Below are 16077 nucleotides of genomic sequence, written 5' to 3'. Positions count from 1 at the left end.
GTCACAGGGTCGACCACAGATAGCGAGCGACCTCGCTGATCCGGAACTCCGACTCGTCGTCGTCCAGGCCGGTCGTGAGGACGACCATCACCTGAGCAGGGCCCTGCGCGGGCCGGATGATCGCCATGTCGTGGCGTACGCCGTCGACCCAGCCGGTCTTGTTGCCGACCACCGCGTCCTCGGGCACGCCGAGCGGGATCGCGTCGCGATACTCCTGGGCGACCAGGATCCCCTCGAGCTCTGCGGTCGACTCGGGCGAGAGCAACCGGCCGGAGGCGAGCTTGGTGAGCAGCTTGCCCATGTCGTTGGCGGTGACCAGGTTCTGCAATCCCGCCTCGCGCGCGGGTGCATCCTCGATCCCCCGCGCGATCGTCGTCATCGGCGTGACCCCGGCGTCGGCGAGGACCGCGGCGACCTCCTCGAGCCCGACCCGCTCGAGCACCAGGTTGACGGCCAGGTTGCCGGAGACGGTCAGGGAGCGACGTACGAGATCACCCAGCGGCAGCGCGGAGCCGACCGCCTCCCAGGTCTCGGGATCCTGGTCCTCGGCCGGGTCCATCTCGAAGCGCGCCCCGGTGGCGGCTGAGTCGAAGTCGGGATGGACCGCGATCGGCTCGTCCAGAGACAGCAGCCCACGATCGCGCAACCGATAGGCCGCGATCGCCACGGGCACCTTCATCAGGCTCGCCGCGTAGTGCTGCTGGTTGACGTTCTGGGCCTGCGTCGGGATGCCGTCGAGCCCACTGAGCCATGTCGAGACCAAAGGTTCCACGTCCGCGAGACTAGTCGGTCCGGTCGAGCTCCTGCCGGACACGGTTCACGTCGTCGATCCAGGCGTCGACGTCCGAGGCACGCGTGGCGTACTCCTCGGCCACGTCGGGCTCGAGCGAGATCCAGAACTTCGAGCTCTGCCCGGCATCCCAGACGGCGTCGGCGACCTCCTCGGCGGTGAGGGCGCCCTCGGCCGTGCGGAAACCCGGGAGACCGGAGGAACGCTCGAGCATCGCCGTCTTCACGCTGCGCGCGACGATCGCCTGAGCGACGACACCCTGGTGCCGGTAGGTGGCGGCGAGCCACTCGGCGAAGGCGATCTCGGCGTGCTCGGTGGCCGCATAGGACGGGGAGCCGAGCAGCGTGAGGAGACCCGCGGAGGAGGAGGTGACCACGAACCGACCGGCACCGCGGGCGACCCACTCCGGCAGCAGCAGCCGCGCTGCGCGTACGTGGGCGAGGACGTTGACCTCGTAGGAGGTCAGCCAGGCGTGGTCGGAGGCCTCGAGGCCGCGGCCGCGCTCGACTCCCGCGTTGCCGTACCAGGCGTCGATCTTGCCGAGCTCCTCCCGGGCGGCGTCCACCAGCGCCGCGGTGCCGGCGGCCGAGGCGGCGTCACCGGGGACCGCAAGGGCGCCGATCGAGTCGGCCACCGAGCGGAGCTCGGCGTCGTCGATGTCGGCCACGACGACGCGACACCCTTCCGCGGCGAACCGCGTGGCCAGGGCTCTCCCGATCCCTCGGGCTGCTCCGGTCACAACTACCCCGCTCCCGGGTGCGAGTACGTTCACGGACCGACCACCTCCAGTGGCATTTGGGTTGGCTGACCACTGTACCGAGGTCGATCCGTGAACGTGTGACTACCTACTGATCAGTACGGATCACTCCGGGATGCCCGACGAGGGCGGAGCGTCCGAGGCGGCGCTGTCGTCCTCCTCGATGGGGGCGTCGCCGATGTCGGTGACGAGGACCGGCGTGAGCGGCTCGGACGCACCGTTCTTGATCTCGACCACGCTCACCCCGGAGATGCCCATGTGGGAGTCCTCGGAGAAGCGGAACGGCGCGAGCCCGGGTCCTTCGAAGGAGGCGCCCTCCTTCTCGATCGTCTCCACGATCGACTCCCGGGTCAGGTCCTTGCCGTTGGCCTGCAGCGCCTGGACGAGGGTGTAGGCCTGCGACATGCCGTAGATCCGGTAGTTGGTCAGCTTCTCCGTGCCCTTCTTGGAGTAGGAGTCCCAGACCTTCTGCCACAGCTTGACCCACTCGTCGTCAGGAGCGTCGACGCCGGGGATGTACTCGGTCGTCAGCATCCCGTCCATCAGCTTCACGCCCTGCTCGGCCGGGATCTTCCCCTTGGTCATCGAGGCCAGCAGGCCGCCGACGAGCGCCGGGTCGGAGCCGACGTTCGAGTAGAACCACTTCGACTTGAAGCCGACACCCTGAGCGGCGATCTGGCTCAGCGCCGTGTAGGAGGGGGTGTTGAAGCCGATCACCAGGTCGACGCCCTTGGACTTGAACGAGGACATCTGCGGGGAGAAGTCGGTCGACCCACCCGGGGTGTACTTCTGCACGTCGACGATCTGGGCGTCGAGGAACTGCCGCGCGCCCTTCTCGCCGTCCTCGCCGAAGTCGTCGTCCTGCAGGAAGAGACCGACCTTGGCGTCGGGCATGTTCTCCTTGACGTACTGGCCGATGACCTTGCCCTCGATCTCGTAGTCCGGCTGCCAGCCGAACGTCATCGGCGAGGTCGCCGGGTCGTCGCCCCACTGCAGCGATCCGCTGGAGACGAACAGGTCGGGGATGCCGTCGTCGTTGAGCCGCTGCACGACCGCACGGTGCGTGGGGGTGCCGAGGCCGGAGACCATCGCGAAGATCTCGTCCTGCAGGATCATGTCGTTGGTGACCGCGCTGGTGTTGGTCGGGTTGTAGGCGTCGTCCTTGACGACCATCTCGATCTCGCGGCCGTGGACGCCGCCGGCGTCGTTGACGTACTCGTAGAACGCCTGATGGCCGGAGGGGATCTCGGAGTAGCCGGGCGCGGCCGGTCCGGTCAGCGGGAAGTGCGCACCGACCTTGATGGTGGTGTCGGTGACGCCGACCGCCGTCCCGTCCTCGGAGGGCCGCTCCTTCCCCGCGCCACAGGCCGCGAGGAGCGAGGCAGTGGTGAGGACACAGACGACCTGTACGGCTCTGCGTGCAGTGTTTCTCATGTTGTCTTCTCCTTGGTTTGCCCGAGAGATGAGGTGAGAGATGAGCGCGCCAGGAACGAGCGCAGGCTGCCGACGATCCCCGCCGGAGCGAGGAGGATGACGAGCATCAGCACCAGCCCGTAGACGACCGGGGTGACCTCCGCGGCCTGGGTCGCACTGAGCCCGGCCGACTCCCCGAGATCGGTGGCGAAGTGAGGGAGGAAGGCGAGTACGCCGGCCCCGATGAGCGCTCCGGTCAGGCTGCCGAGCCCGCCCAGGACCACGGCGGCCAGCAGCGTCAGCGAGAGCGTGATCGTGAACGCGCCCGGCGCCGTGAGACGTACGTTCATGGCCATCAGCCCGCCGGCGAGCCCGGCGCACATGGCGCTGACGGTGAAGGCGACCACGCGGGCGCGACCGAGGTGGATGCCGGCCAGCTCGGCGGAGACGTCGTCGTCCCGCACCGCCCGCCATCTCCTGCCCACCCGGGAGCGGCTCAGGTTGGCGAGCGCCACGAAGGTGAGCACGAGGAGCAGCCAGCCGAGGTAGGCGAGGAAGGAGTACTGGTCGATCTCGACGGCGGTGAAGAACCAGATCAGGTCCTGGATCCAGGTCGGGAGCTCGCTCGCCCGCGGCACCGGCACCTGGAGGCCCTGCTCGCCACCGAGGACGTCCCACTGGTTGGCCAGCCGGGGCACCGCGACGGCCAGGGTCAGGGTCGCGCCGGCGATGTAGGGCCCGTGCAGCCGCGCAGCCGGGACCCCGACCACCACCCCGACCACCGCACAGACGGCGATCGCGGTGAGCAGGGCGACGAAGACGTCGGCCAGCGTCTCGCCGCCGGTGCGCTCGAGCACGAGGGTGGCGGCGTAGGCGCCCACGGCCATCAACGCGCCGTGGCCGAGGGAGAGCTGGCCGGAGAGGCCGGTCAGCAGGGTGAGACCGCCGGCGGCGATGGCGAAGTAGGCCATCTCGGCGTAGCGGGTCTGCAGGTACTGGCTGGAGGTGCCGATGACCGCCATCGCCACCACCAGGGCGACGAGGGCGACGAGCAGGTGGCGAGCCAGCGGCACCGACGTCACCGGACGGAGGATCGAACGCAGTCGTTCCATGGTCAGACCCTCCTGGCCGCAGCCGCTGCGAAGAGGCCGCTGGGACGCACCAGCAGCACCACCATCAAGATCCCGAGCGCCACCAGCGGCGCCAGGTGCTCCCCGACGTAGCCGGTCACGTAGGAGAGCGAGAGCCCGAGGATCAGGCCGCCGATCACCGATCCGAGCGGTGAGTCGAGACCGCCCAGGACTGCGGCGATGAAGCCGTAGATCACGAACGGGTCCATGAATGCCGGGTTGACCAGGTCGCCACCGGCGATGAGCATCCCGGCCACCGCGCCCACAGCGGCGGCGAGCGCCCAGCCGAGGGTGAGCATGCGGCCGACGCGTACGCCCAGGAGGCGGGAGACCTCGCCGTTGAACGCCGCCGCCCGCATCCGCAGCCCCAGGTCGGTGAAGCGGAAGAGCACGACGAGGCCGGCCATCACGACGGCGACCACGACGATCGTCAGGATGCCGAACGGGGTGATCCCGATCGAGGTGTCCCCGACGTTGATGGCGTTGGTGCTGACCGGGGCCGGGAAGCCGCGGTGCTGGACGCCGAAGGTGATCGCGGTCAGGCCGTGGAGCACCATGAAGAGCCCGAGGGTGAGGATCACCGCGTTGAGCTCGGCCTTGCCCTCGACCGGGCGGATGATCACCCGCTCGATCACGGCGCCGAGCCCGAACCCGGCGGCGAGCGCGGCCATGAAGGCGACCCAGTAGGGCACGTCGGCGTTGATCAGCGAGAGCGCGATGTAGGTGGTCACCATCGCCATCGCCGCCTGGGCGAAGTTGACGATCCGGGTCGAGCGCCAGATCAGGCACAGGGCCAGCGCGAACGCGGCGTAGACCGCGCCCAGGACCAGCCCACCGAGGGTGGTGTCGAGGAACTGTTGCATCGTTCGTGGCCTCCTAGAACCCGAGGTAGGCGTGGCGGAGCTGCTCGTCGGCGGCCAGCTCGGCGGCCGGCGCCGAGGCGACGACCTTGCCGAGGTTGAGCACGACGCCGTGATCAGCGATGGACAGGGCACTGCGGGCGTTCTGCTCGACCAGCACGACCGTGAGCTCCTCGGTCTGCACCAGCCCGCGGAGCAGGTCGAAGATCTGGGCGACGACCCGGGGCGCGAGCCCCAGCGAGGGCTCGTCGAGCAGAAGCACGGACGGGCGAGCCATCAGCGCGCGGCCGATGACGAGCATCTGCCGCTCGCCGCCGGACAGCTGATGGGCGGTCGCGTCGCGGCGCTCGCCCAGGCGCGGGAAGAGCTCGAAGACCCGCTCGATCGGCATCGGCTGAGAGCCCGTCGCGCGGTGCAGACCGCCGAGGCGAAGGTTCTCGACGACGGTCAGCTCGGCGATGACACCGCGCCCCTCCGGGACGTGGGAGAGGCCGTACGAGGTCAGCTTCTCGGTCGCGGTGCGGGTGATGTCCTTGCCGTCCAGCTTCACGGTGCCCCTGGTCGACCTCACCAGCCCGGAGACGGTGCGCAGGAGCGTGGTCTTCCCTGCCCCGTTGGCGCCCAGGACCGCGGTGACCTGCCCTCTCGACGCGGTGAAGGTGACACCGTTGAGCGCCTTGACGGGTCCGTAGGCAGCGCTCAGGTCTTCGACGGCGAACATCAGGCCTCCACCTCATCGTTGGTCGAGCTTGTCGAGACCACCGCGTGGACCTCGGTGTCCTCGTCGTCGTGCTCGACCTGGTCACCCAGGTAGGCGGCGAGGACAGCGGGATCGTTGCGGATCTCGTCGGGCGTACCGGCCGCGATCACGCGACCGAAGTCGAGCACCGTGATCCGGTGGCAGACCGACATCACCAGGTCCATGTGGTGCTCGACGAGCATCACCGCGGTGCGCTCGGTCAGGCCGGTGATGATCTCGCCGAGCTCGCTCATCTCCTCGGCGCTCAGCCCGCTCGCGGGCTCGTCGAGGAGCAGCAGCTCCGGCTCGGCGACCAGGGCGCGGGCGAGCGCGACCTTCTTCCGGATCGGGTAGGGCAGGCTGCCCGGGTAGCGGGCGGCGTACGACTCGATCCCGAGCTCGCCGAGCACCTCGCGCGCCTTGGCGGCCAGCCGGGCGTCGTCGCGGTGGCCGAGGCCGAGCAGCCCGCGCAGGAAGCCGGCACGGGCGAGGCGGTCGGCGCCGATCATGACGTTGTCGAGCACCGTCATCCGCTCGAACAGCCCGAGCCCCTGCAGGGTCCGGGCGATGCCGTGGCCGGCCAGCTGGTGCGGGCGCAGGCTCTGGATCGTCTCGCCGCGCAGCCGGAGCTCGCCCTCGGCGGGACTCACGAAGCCGCACACGACGTTGAACAGGGTGGTCTTGCCGGCACCGTTGGGGCCGATGACGCCGAGCACCTCGTGAGGCGCGACCGACAAGGAGACGTCCTCGAGGGCGCGCACGCCACCGAATCTCACCGAGACGCCCTCGACGGCGAACAGCGGCGTGGCCTCGCCAGGATTCTGCATCGTGCTCCCTTCGCCGGTTGTGACGGCTATCACTTTGGACTCTCTGCACAACGGGGGATATGGGCAATGCGCCCAAAATCCTTCGGGCACTCCGTCCGAGATTCCCTGGTTTGGTGGCGGATACGGCAGTGGGCATGGGACGCTCCGCACATGGGTGTGATGCGCGACACATCTCCTGACTCGGAGCTCCGACCACTGGTGGAGCGTGCCTGGGCCTCCTTGGTGAGCCAGGCCGATGCGATCGCCGACGACATCACGTTGACGCTGATCGCGATCCAGCCGGAGTGGCACCAGAACGCCGACCCGTCGGTGCGGGCCGACCTGCGCTCGAGCACCCGGGAGCACGTACGCCGCGGCATCCGGGCCATGGCCGGAATGACCCCGGGAGCCAATCCGGTCGACCTGTGGCGCGAGACCGGCCGGCGGCGCGCGCGGCAGGGCGTGCCGCTCGAGTACTGCCTCAACGCCTACACCGTCGGCACCCGGATGCTGTGGGAGGCGATGGTCCGCCAGCAGGAGGCCCTGGGCATCGACGACCGGGTGATGGTGCTCGCCGGGCGACAGGTGTGGACCGACCTGGACGTGCAGAACTCGGTCATGTCGGGCGCCTACCGGAAGGAGGCGGCGCTGCTGCAGCGTCGCGACCTGCAGCTCCAGGGCAGGCTTCTGGACGGCCTGGCCGAGGGCCGTGGCGGTGACCCGGCCTTCGCCGCCGAGGTGCAGGACATCTTGGGGATCGCCGCCGACGAGCAGATGGCCTGCGTGGTCGCCGCCTTCGACGGCAACCGCGACTCACCGCTGCGCAACCCCGACGACCGGCTGGAGAAGGCAGACCTGATCTCGTTTTGGCACGTACGCGGCGACCACCACTTCGGGCTGGTCCCGCTCGGGTCGCGGCCGGTCGCGGAGGCCGTCGACGACCTGGTCGAGCAGCTCGCCTGCTGCAACTCCGGTCGGGTCGGGATCGCCACCGCCGACGACCTGAGCGGCTTCGGCACCGCGTTCCAGCTCGCCACGCACACTGTGGAGACGGTGCCCCGGGGGCGTACGGACATCGCGGTCGTCGACGACCGCCTCCCCCAGGTGCTCCTGACCGCCTCTCCTGCGGTCTCGTCGCTGCTCGTACGCCGCACCCTCGGCCCGATCCTGGCGCAGCCGACGCACCAGTCCGACGTGCTCCTGGCGACGCTGCGCGCCCTGATCGCCCACGGCGGCTCGCCCACCCACGCCGCCGAGGACCTGATCTGCCACCGCAACACGGTCATCTACCGCATCAAGCAGATCCAGGACCTCACCGGCAAGAGCATCTCCGACCCCGGCGACCGCCTGCTCCTGGCGCTGGCTCTGATGGCCCTGGAGAAGTAGCCGCGCTGGTCGAGCCGTCGTCGTGAGGAACGAACGACGACGGCTCGAGACCAACACGGTCCCTTCGGCGCTCGATAGGACTGTGTTGGTCTCGACACGCCTCCGCCTAGCGGCTCCGGCGGCTCGACCAGCGGTCTAGATGTCGACCAGCGCCCCCAGACGGTCTCGGTGGGCGCCCGGAAGGCCGTACGCGATCTGATCGGCCTTGGCCCGTTTGAGATAGAGGTGGGCGGGGTGCTCCCAGGTCATGCCGATGCCGCCGTGCAGCTGCACCGCCTCCTCGGCCGCGGTGACGGCGAGGTCGCCGCAGTACGCGGCGGCGACGTGGGTCGCGATCTGGGCCTCCTCGGCGTTCCCGAGCGCCAGCGCTCCGGCGGCGTAGCGCGCGGCCGCACCGGCGCCTTCGACGCTGGTGTAGAGGTCGGCCAGGCGGTGCTTGAGCGCCTGGTAGCCACCGACGATCCGGCCGAACTGGCGGCGCACCTTGAGGTAGTCCACCGTCGTGGTCAGGCACCACTGCGCGACCCCGACCTGCTCGGAGGCCATCAGCGCGGCCCCGGCCAGCAGCCCGGAACGTACGCCGTCGGCACCGTGCTCCGCGGTCACGACCAGCTCGCCGGCGGCCGGGTCGAGGCGTACGTCGGCGAGCCGGCGGGTCATGTCGAGCGAGCTCACCAGGGCGATCTGCGCCTGGTCCGCGGGGACCGCTCGGACCTCGATGCCGGCAGGTGTCGCGACCGGCACCAGGAGGGTGTCGGCCTCGAGGGCACCGGCGACCGACCGCACCTCGGTCTCCACCGGCTCCAGCGGCTGGACGGTCGTGGCGGTCAGCGGCACGACCAGTGCCGCGGTCCGCTCTCCCGCGGCCAGTCCGCCCAGCAGCTCCACGCCCTTCTCGGTGGGGCCGGCCAGCAGGACCGAGGTCGCGACGACCGCGCTGGTCAGGAACGGCACCGGGGCGACCGAGCGGCCCAGCTCCTCCAGGACCACGGCGGCCTCGCGCGCGGACGCGCCGGCGCCGCCGTAGGACTCCGGGATCAGCAGCCCTGCGAGCCCGAGCTCGCCGGCGATCCCTTTCCACAGGACCGGGGTGAGCGAGCCGTCGCCGTCGTAGGCCTTGACGACATCAGCCGGGTCGCAGCGCTCGGACAGGAACGACCTGACCGTGGCACGCAGGTCGGCGTCGAGCTCGTTGTCGAGCAGTTCGACCTCACTCATCTGGGGATCTCCTTCCAGGCCACGTCCTTGTCGACCCGGTGCTCCCCGGGGAGGCCGAGGACGCGCTCGGCCACGATGTTGCGCAGGATCTCCGAGGTGCCGCCCTCGATGGAGTTGCCCTTGGCGCGCAGGTAGCGATAGACGGCGTCACGGCCGGCGAAGTCGACGTGCTCGGGCCGGACCATCGTCCAGCCCTCCCCGTCCTCGTAGCGAAGCCCCTCCTCACCACTGAGCTCCAGGTCGAGCCCGGTGAGCTGCTGGTTGATCTTGGCGAACGTCAGCTTCATCGCCGACCCCTCCGGGCCGGGCTGGCCGACGGCCAGCTTCTGCCGCAGCCGTGCCCCGGTCAGCCGGGCCACCTCCGACTCGACCCACAGCTTGAGCAGCCGGTCGCGCAGCTCTGGGGTCTGGTTGTCAGGATGCGTACGCCACGACTCGGCGACCACGCCGAGCATCCCGCCCTCGCGGGGCATGGCGGCGCCGCCGATGGCGACGCGCTCGTTGTTGAGCGTGGCGTTGGCGACCTCCCAGCCCTGCCCGACCTCGCCGAGCCGGTGCGCGTCGGGGATCCGCACATCGGTCAGGAAGACCTCGTTGAACTCGGCCTCGCCGGTGATCTGGCGCAGCGGGCGCACCTCGACGCCGGGATCGTGCATGTCGCACAAGAAGTAGGTCAGACCGCGGTGCTTCGGGACGTCCGGATCGGTGCGGGCGACCAGGATCGCGAAGTCGGCGTTGTGGGCACCCGAGGTCCACACCTTCTGCCCGTTGACGACCCACTCGTCGCCGTCGAGGACCGCCCGGGTCGCCAGTCCGGCCAGGTCGGAGCCGGCACCGGGCTCGGAGAAGAGCTGGCACCAGATCTCGTCGCCGCACCACAACGGCTCCAGGAAGCGCGAGCGCTGCTCCGGGGTGCCGTAGGCCAGGATCGTCGGCGCGGCCATGCCGAGCCCGATCCCGTTGCGCCGCGGGTTGTTGTCGGGAGCACCGGCGGCCTCGAAGAGGTCGTTCACCAGCGGCTGCAGGGCCCGGGAGACCCCGAGACCACCCTCACCCTCGGGGAACGCGACCCAGGCCAGCCCGGCCCGGTAGCGGGCGTGCAGGAAGGCGCTCGGCTCGGTCGTCGCGACCGGGTGCGCTGCCAGGAACTCCTCGACCCGCCCCGTGATCTCCTCCGGAGTCACTGTCGACCCTCCCGTCGTGCGGCCTGCCGGCGCAGCTCCGCCTTGGCGAGGGCGTTCTTGTGCACCTCGTCGGGGCCGTCGGCGAACCGGAGCGTGCGGATGCCGGCGTACGCCTTGGCCAGCGGGAAGTCCTGGGACAGGCCGCCGGCGCCGTGCGCCTGGATCGCCTTGTCGAGGATCCACTGGACGGTCGCCGGGGTGGCGATCTTGATCGCCTGGATCTCGGTGTGGGCGCCCTTGTTGCCGACCGTGTCCATCAGCCAGGCGGTCTTGAGGACGAGGAGCCGCAGCTGCTCGATCCGCACCCGCGACTCGGCGATCCAGTCGCGGATCACGCCCTGCTCGGAGAGCGGCTTGCCGAAGGCGACGCGGTCCTCGACCCGAGCGCACATCAGCTCGATCGCCCGCTCGGCGAGGCCGATGGAGCGCATGCAGTGGTGGATGCGGCCGGGTCCCAGGCGCGCCTGCGCGATCGCGAACCCTTGGCCCTCGGCCCCGATGAGGTTGCCCACCGGCACCCGAACGTCGGAGAAGATCAGCTCGGCGTGACCGCCGTGGTCGTGGTCGTCGTAGCCGAAGACCTCCATGCCGCGCTTGATCGTGAGGCCGGGGGTGTCGCGGGGCACCAGGATCATCGACTGCTGCTTGTGGCGCTCGGCCGACGGGTCGGTCTTGCCCATCACGATGAAGATCTTGGCGTTGGGGTTCATCGCGCCGGTGATCCACCACTTGCGGCCGTTGAGGACGTACTCGTCGCCGTCGGGCACGATCGAGGTCTCGATGTTGGTCGCGTCCGAGGAGGCGACGGCCGGCTCGGTCATCGCGAACGCACTGCGGATCTCACCCTCCAGCAGCGGCGAGAGCCACTCCTTCTTCTGCGCCTCGTTGCCGAAGTCGTGCAGCACCTCCATGTTGCCGGTGTCGGGCGCGGCGCAGTTGAACGCGGCCGGCGCGAGGTGGCTGCGGCCGGTGATCTCGGCCAGCGGGGCGTACTGCAGGTTGGTCAGCCCCGCCCCGCCCTCACCGGGCAGGAAGAGGTTCCACAGGCCGCGCTTGCGGGCCTCGGCGCGGATCTCGCCGAGGACCGGGACACTGTCCCACGCCCACCTGTCCGGCAGTGCCGCGAGCTGCTCGTCGAAGACGGCCTCGTTGGGCTCGACGTACGTCTTCTGGAAGTCCCACACCGAGGCGACGAGCTCCTCGGTCCTGGCGTCGGGTTTGAAGTCCATCAGCTCTCCTTCATCGCGTTGATGCCCATGTCCAGGAGCGGGTGGATCCCGTCCCCGATCGTGTCGAAACCGGGCCCTACGGTCTGGCCCTTGAGGTAGCGGTAGTGGATCCCCTCGAGGATCGCGGCGAGCTTGTAGGCGGCCAGCCCGAGGTAGAAGCCGAACTCGCTCAGGTCGCGCGGGCTGGCCGCGTCGTAGCGGGCGATGATCTCGTCCTCGGAGAGCCAGCCGGGTGCGTTGCTGACGTCGGTCACGGTGCCGTCGCCGGAGACCGAGGCCATCCGCTGGTAGGTGAGCAGGATCGCCAGGTCGGTGACCGGGTCGCCGAGGGTGGCCATCTCCCAGTCGACGACCGCCTTGATCCGGTCGGTCTCGTCGGTGAGGACGTTGTCGAGCCGGTAGTCGCCGTGCACGATCCCGGGCCCGGTCGAGGCGGCCTCGGCGGCACCCACCCGCGCCTCCAGGAGCGCATGGAGCTCGTCGGCCGCGGGAAGATCGCGGGAGTACGACGCCTCGAGCTGCTTCTTCCAGCGGCGGACCTGCCTGCTCAGGAAACCCTCCGGGCGGCCGAACTCGCTCAGCCCGACCTCGACCGGGTCGACCGCGTGCAGCGCGGCCATCACGTCGATGAGCTGCTCCGAGATCGCCCGGGTCCGCTCGGCGCCCAGCGGCTCGAGCTCACGGGCGTAGCGGTAGGGCCGGCCGTTGACCTTCTCCATCACGTAGAACGGCGCCCCGAGCACCTCCTCGTCCTCGCAGAACGCGAAGGTGTGCGGCACCGGCACGTCGGTGTCGCGCAGCGCCGTGATCACGGTGTGCTCACGCTTCATGTCGTGCGCGGTGGCGAGCACGTGCCCCAGCGGCGGGCGCCGGACGATCCACTCGTGGGTGCCGTCGGAGACGGCGTACGTCAGGTTGGACTTGCCCCCGGAGATGTGGGTGGCGCTCAGGGTGCTGCCCGCGCCTTCCACGTGCTCTGCGAGCCAGGGCCCGAGCCTGTCGAGGTCGAGTCCGGGCAGGGATTCGGTCGTCACGCGGCACCTCCGAGGGTGGGAATCATCCGGGCGAGCGCTGCGCGGGTGCTCGCCGGGTCGGTGTGGAGCAGTGCGTCGAGACCGACCGCGCGGGCGCCGAGGACGTTGGGCTCGGCGTCGTCGATGAAGAGGCACTCCTCGGCCGGGAGACCGAGCCTGCTCAGGGTGCGGTCGAAGATCGGCGGCTCCGGCTTGCGCATCGCAACCTCCTCGGAGATCACCACCACCTCGAAGAGCGCGTCGACCTGCTTGCGCGGGTAGAAGTTGCCCCAGCTGTTGGAGAGCAGGGCGAGCCGGATGCCGGCGTCACGGAGCTCCTCGGCCAACGCGAACATCTCCGGGTTGGGCCGCATCCCGGCGAAGAGCCGGGACAGGACGCCTTCGGGATCGACCGGGCTGCCGTCGTACGTCTCCAGGCGGGCGGCCAGGAGCTGGTCGAACTCCTTGACCGAGAGCTCACCGAGCTCGAGGCGGTGGATCGGGGTGCCGGCGTCGGCGTAGCGACCCAGCCACTCCTTGAGCACCGTCGTGAAGCTCTCCGGCTTGATGCCGTCGGCCTTCAGCCAGGCCCGGATCGAGTCGCCGATCGGTGTGGTCAGCACCCCGCCGTAGTCGAAGATGACAGCCTTCATGCGACGTACACGACCCGTCCGACGGTGGTGCCGTCGGCAAGACGCTGTACGCCGTCGGCCACCTCGTCCAGGGACAGCTCCTCGCTGACCAGCGGCTTGATCGAGCCCTCGTCCGCCATCCGGGTGAGCTCGGCGTGGCACTCCTCGACGAGCGCGGGGGCGAGCATGTTGTAGAGGCCCCAGTGGAGTCCGACGATCGAGTAGTTCTTGATCAGCGAGTGGTTGAGCGCGGCCTCCTGGATGCGGCCACCGGCGAAGCCGATGATCAGGATCCGGCCCTCGAAGGCGATGCACTTGGTGGAGCGGTCGTAGGTGTCGCCGCCGACCGGGTCGTAGATCACGTCGGCGCCCTTGCCTCCGGTGACCTCCTTGACCACCTTCACGAAGTCCTGTTCGTGTCGGTCGATGACCACGTCCGCGCCCAGCTTCTTGGCGACCTCGGCCTTCTCCGGGCCGCCGACCACGCCGATCACGGTGGCACCGGCGGCCTTGCCGAGCTGGATCGCGGCGCTGCCGACGCCGCCGGCCGCGGCGTGCACGAGCAGCGTCTCGCCGGGCTGGATGTTCGCTCGGCGGTGCAGTCCGAACCATCCGGTCTGGTAACCGATGTAGAGGCTCGACGCCTCGGCGTCGGTGAGCGCCGCGGGTGCCGGGAACGTGGTCGCGGCGTCCATCAGCGCGAGCTCGCCGAAGCCGCCGTAGGGCAGGGCGGCACCGCCGATCACGCGGTCACCGATCTGGAAGCCGTCGACTCCGTCACCGACCTCGACCACCTCGCCGCACAGCTCGACGCCGGCGGTGAACGGCAGCTCGGGCTTGACCTGGTAGAGGCCGCGCGCCATCAGGACGTCGGGGAAGTTGGCCGGGCTGGCCAGCACCTTCACGACGAGCTGCCCGGCCCCGGGGGACGGGTCGGGCACCTCCTCGAGCCTCATCACGTCCTTGGGCTCACCGAGCTCGTTGATCCGCCACGCCTTCATACCTGTCCCTCCACGTGCTGCCAGAGCCGGTTCATCCCGCCGAGCCACTTGTCGGTCTGTGTCGCCCGCGCGGCGTAGTAGTCGCCCACCTCCGGGTGCGGGAGCACCAGGAAGCGGTCATCGGTCGTCGCCGCCCAGGCGGCGTCGGCGACCTGCTCGGGCGTGAGCGCGCCGTCGCGGCTGAGCAACCCCGCCATCGGTCCGGACCGCTCGAGCATCCCGGTCTGGACGCCCTGCGGACAGATCGCCTGGACGACGATCCCGTGATGGCGGTAGGTCGCCGAGAGCCACTCCGCAAAGGCGACCGCGCCATGCTTGGTGACCGAGTAGGTCGGCGTACCGACCATCATCAGCAGCCCCGCCGCGCTCGCGGTCACGACGTAGCGGCCCGCCTTGCGCTCGACCCACTCGGGGACGAGGAGCCTTGCTGCCCTGACGTGGGCCATGACGTTGACCTCGTACGACGCCTGCCAGTCCTCCTCGGGACAGTCCAGGCCGATGCCGCGGTCGATGCCGGCATTTCCGTACCACGCATCGATCTGGCCGAGGTGGTCCTTCGCCGCCTCGACCAGGTGGGCGACGCCCTCGACGGAAGCCGCGTCGCCGGCCACCGGGTGGGCGCCGATCTCCTTCGCGGTCTCGGCCAGACGTACGTCGTCGATGTCGTTGACCACCACGCGGACGCCCTCGGCGACGAGCCGGGCGGCCAGGGCCCGGCCGATGCCGCCCGCGGCGCCGGTGACGACGGCGGTGCTGTCGGGAGCGATCGGCATCAGACGCGACCGCCGGCGAGGGTGAGGCCGCCGTCGACGGTGACGAGCTGGCCGGTCATCCAGCCGGCGTCCTCGGAGAGGAGGAAGGAGGCGACGCCGGCGATGTCCTCAGGGACACCGAGGCGCTTGAGCGGGTAGGCCGCCGAGACCTCGGCCTCGCGGCCCTCGTAGAGGAGCTCGGCGAACTTGGTCTTCACGACCGCCGGGAGGATCGCGTTGACGCGTACCTTCGGGCCGAGCTCGACCGAGAGCTCCTGGGTGATGTAGCTGAGCATCGCCTTGCTCGCGCCGTACGTCGCGATCAGGGGCGTCGGGGCCAGGCCGGCCACCGAGGAGATGTTGACGACCGCGCCGCCGTGCTCGGACATCCACTGCCGCCAGGCCTGCTGGGTCCAGCCGATCGGCGAGAGGCAGTTGACCTCGACCGTCTTGCGGGCCGACTCGCGGTCCATGTCGATCAGGCCGCCGGCCTTCGGGTTGATGCCGGCGTTGTTGACCAGCAGGTCCGCGCTGCCGAAGGTGTCGATCGCCGCCTTGACGACCTCCTCCTGGTGGGCCGGGTCGTCGGCCTTGCCGGCGATGCCGAGGGCGACCTCCTTGCCGCCGAGCCCCTCGACCGCCTCCGCCAGCGCCTCGGGCTTGCGCGCCGTGATGACGACCTTCGCGCCCTCCTCCACCAGCCGCTGGGCGATGCCCAGCCCGATGCCCCGGCTGGCCCCGGTGATGATCGCCGTACGTCCCTCGAACCTCGACATGCTCATTCCCTCGTGTGCTCGGCTAATCTAAGCGCTTGCTTAGGTGGTGACAGCGGTCACTCTACGGGGTAGCCCAAGAACATGGAAGGTCGATGTCCAAGCAATGCCGAGAAGTCGGCCCCGTCGGCCGAGGCGTCATGTACGTCGGGCGAGCCGTCAGGTAGGTCGGTCGAAGCGTCACCCCGGTCGGGCGAAGCGTCACCCCGGTCGGGCGAAGCGTCACCCCGGTCGGGCGAAGCGTCCCGTACGTCGGCCGAAGCGTCCCTCCGGTCGGCCGAGGTGGCACGGTCGCGACCGCTCGACCAACGGGAGTGACGTCTCAGCCGACGAGAGCGACGTCTCGGCCGACGTATGTGACGCCTCGGCAGTGCCGAAAACGCAGTTGTGGGCC

General features: G+C 70.1%; 16 protein-coding genes. 1 reads left to right on the top strand and 15 read right to left on the bottom strand.

Annotated features, from left to right (window positions below; genetic code table 11):
• Position 1: 1 nt before the first annotated feature.
• The 7 genes from ACFVDI_RS16130 to ACFVDI_RS16100 all read right to left on the bottom strand — a co-directional run bounded on the left by ACFVDI_RS16130 (position 2) and on the right by ACFVDI_RS16100 (position 6516).
• Entirely contained in the window at positions 2-772 is a 771-nt protein-coding gene (locus tag ACFVDI_RS16130; protein WP_378906721.1) for a serine hydrolase, read from the bottom strand.
• A 10-nt stretch (positions 773-782) separates the two neighbouring features.
• Positions 783-1562 carry an SDR family NAD(P)-dependent oxidoreductase gene (locus tag ACFVDI_RS16125; RefSeq protein WP_378906719.1) on the bottom strand — a complete coding sequence of 260 codons (780 nt, stop codon included), beginning with the start codon at positions 1560-1562 and terminating at the stop codon, positions 783-785.
• Between the two features lie 90 nt (positions 1563-1652).
• Positions 1653-2981, bottom strand: coding sequence for an ABC transporter substrate-binding protein (locus ACFVDI_RS16120; RefSeq protein WP_378906717.1), 1329 nt, complete (start codon positions 2979-2981; stop codon positions 1653-1655).
• Entirely contained in the window at positions 2978-4072 is a 1095-nt protein-coding gene (locus ACFVDI_RS16115; RefSeq protein ID WP_378906715.1) for a branched-chain amino acid ABC transporter permease, read from the bottom strand. Before ACFVDI_RS16115 ends, ACFVDI_RS16120 begins: the two co-directional genes overlap by 4 nt.
• A 2-nt stretch (positions 4073-4074) precedes the next feature.
• Complete coding sequence (locus ACFVDI_RS16110; RefSeq protein WP_378906713.1) at positions 4075-4953, bottom strand: branched-chain amino acid ABC transporter permease; 879 nt, start codon at positions 4951-4953, stop codon at positions 4075-4077.
• Between the two features lie 13 nt (positions 4954-4966).
• Positions 4967-5671 carry an ABC transporter ATP-binding protein gene (locus tag ACFVDI_RS16105; RefSeq protein ID WP_378906711.1) on the bottom strand — a complete coding sequence of 235 codons (705 nt, stop codon included), beginning with the start codon at positions 5669-5671 and terminating at the stop codon, positions 4967-4969.
• The gene (locus tag ACFVDI_RS16100) at positions 5671-6516 is read right to left on the bottom strand and encodes an ABC transporter ATP-binding protein (RefSeq protein ID WP_378906709.1); all 846 of its coding nucleotides are present in this window, start codon (positions 6514-6516) and stop codon (positions 5671-5673) included. Before ACFVDI_RS16100 ends, ACFVDI_RS16105 begins: the two co-directional genes overlap by 1 nt.
• A 150-nt stretch (positions 6517-6666) precedes the next feature.
• Between ACFVDI_RS16100 and ACFVDI_RS16095 the strand changes: the two genes are divergently transcribed.
• Positions 6667-7881 carry a PucR family transcriptional regulator gene (locus ACFVDI_RS16095; RefSeq protein ID WP_378906707.1) on the top strand — a complete coding sequence of 405 codons (1215 nt, stop codon included), beginning with the start codon at positions 6667-6669 and terminating at the stop codon, positions 7879-7881.
• 135 nt (positions 7882-8016) lie between these two features.
• Here ACFVDI_RS16095 and ACFVDI_RS16090 read toward each other — a convergent pair whose 3' ends face one another.
• From ACFVDI_RS16090 to ACFVDI_RS16055, 8 genes are read right to left on the bottom strand one after another with little or no spacing between them, the layout of a single operon-like run.
• Positions 8017-9099 (bottom strand): acyl-CoA dehydrogenase family protein, encoded by a 1083-nt coding sequence (locus tag ACFVDI_RS16090; protein WP_378906705.1) that lies wholly within the window; start codon positions 9097-9099, stop codon positions 8017-8019.
• A complete protein-coding gene (locus ACFVDI_RS16085; protein ID WP_378906703.1) occupies positions 9096-10283 on the bottom strand; it encodes an acyl-CoA dehydrogenase family protein in 1188 nt (395 codons plus the stop codon). Before ACFVDI_RS16085 ends, ACFVDI_RS16090 begins: the two co-directional genes overlap by 4 nt.
• The gene (locus ACFVDI_RS16080; RefSeq protein ID WP_378906701.1) at positions 10280-11512 is read right to left on the bottom strand and encodes an acyl-CoA dehydrogenase family protein; all 1233 of its coding nucleotides are present in this window, start codon (positions 11510-11512) and stop codon (positions 10280-10282) included. The genes ACFVDI_RS16085 and ACFVDI_RS16080 overlap by 4 nt, the downstream gene beginning before the upstream one ends.
• Positions 11512-12546: a phosphotransferase family protein gene (locus ACFVDI_RS16075; RefSeq protein ID WP_378906699.1), complete on the bottom strand. Its 1035-nt coding sequence runs from the start codon at positions 12544-12546 to the stop codon at positions 11512-11514. The genes ACFVDI_RS16080 and ACFVDI_RS16075 overlap by 1 nt, the downstream gene beginning before the upstream one ends.
• Positions 12543-13178, bottom strand: a complete 636-nt coding sequence (locus tag ACFVDI_RS16070) for an HAD family hydrolase (protein WP_378906697.1) — start codon at positions 13176-13178, stop codon at positions 12543-12545. Before ACFVDI_RS16070 ends, ACFVDI_RS16075 begins: the two co-directional genes overlap by 4 nt.
• On the bottom strand, positions 13175-14158 hold the full coding sequence (locus ACFVDI_RS16065; protein ID WP_378906695.1) for an NADPH:quinone oxidoreductase family protein: 984 nt from the start codon (positions 14156-14158) through the stop codon (positions 13175-13177). Before ACFVDI_RS16065 ends, ACFVDI_RS16070 begins: the two co-directional genes overlap by 4 nt.
• Complete coding sequence (locus tag ACFVDI_RS16060; protein WP_378906693.1) at positions 14155-14931, bottom strand: SDR family oxidoreductase; 777 nt, start codon at positions 14929-14931, stop codon at positions 14155-14157. Before ACFVDI_RS16060 ends, ACFVDI_RS16065 begins: the two co-directional genes overlap by 4 nt.
• Positions 14931-15686: an SDR family oxidoreductase gene (locus ACFVDI_RS16055; RefSeq protein WP_378906691.1), complete on the bottom strand. Its 756-nt coding sequence runs from the start codon at positions 15684-15686 to the stop codon at positions 14931-14933. Before ACFVDI_RS16055 ends, ACFVDI_RS16060 begins: the two co-directional genes overlap by 1 nt.
• Positions 15687-16077 lie beyond the last annotated feature (391 nt).

The sequence above is a fragment of the Nocardioides sp. NPDC057767 genome (genome assembly GCF_042798275.1).
Lineage (GTDB): Bacteria > Actinomycetota > Actinomycetes > Propionibacteriales > Nocardioidaceae > Nocardioides.
This window is presented reverse-complemented; position numbering and strand designations above follow the sequence as displayed.

Coding starts and splice junctions, on each gene's coding strand:
- ACFVDI_RS16070 (WP_378906697.1), bottom strand. CDS start 13,178: ATGAAGGCTGTCATCTTCGACTACGGCGGGGTGCTGACCACACCGATC.
- ACFVDI_RS16065 (WP_378906695.1), bottom strand. CDS start 14,158: ATGAAGGCGTGGCGGATCAACGAGCTCGGTGAGCCCAAGGACGTGATG.
- ACFVDI_RS16095 (WP_378906707.1), top strand. CDS start 6,667: ATGGGTGTGATGCGCGACACATCTCCTGACTCGGAGCTCCGACCACTG.
- ACFVDI_RS16100 (WP_378906709.1), bottom strand. CDS start 6,516: ATGCAGAATCCTGGCGAGGCCACGCCGCTGTTCGCCGTCGAGGGCGTC.
- ACFVDI_RS16060 (WP_378906693.1), bottom strand. CDS start 14,931: ATGCCGATCGCTCCCGACAGCACCGCCGTCGTCACCGGCGCCGCGGGC.
- ACFVDI_RS16115 (WP_378906715.1), bottom strand. CDS start 4,072: ATGGAACGACTGCGTTCGATCCTCCGTCCGGTGACGTCGGTGCCGCTG.
- ACFVDI_RS16110 (WP_378906713.1), bottom strand. CDS start 4,953: ATGCAACAGTTCCTCGACACCACCCTCGGTGGGCTGGTCCTGGGCGCG.
- ACFVDI_RS16090 (WP_378906705.1), bottom strand. CDS start 9,099: ATGAGTGAGGTCGAACTGCTCGACAACGAGCTCGACGCCGACCTGCGT.
- ACFVDI_RS16080 (WP_378906701.1), bottom strand. CDS start 11,512: ATGGACTTCAAACCCGACGCCAGGACCGAGGAGCTCGTCGCCTCGGTG.
- ACFVDI_RS16055 (WP_378906691.1), bottom strand. CDS start 15,686: ATGTCGAGGTTCGAGGGACGTACGGCGATCATCACCGGGGCCAGCCGG.
- ACFVDI_RS16120 (WP_378906717.1), bottom strand. CDS start 2,981: ATGAGAAACACTGCACGCAGAGCCGTACAGGTCGTCTGTGTCCTCACC.
- ACFVDI_RS16105 (WP_378906711.1), bottom strand. CDS start 5,671: ATGTTCGCCGTCGAAGACCTGAGCGCTGCCTACGGACCCGTCAAGGCG.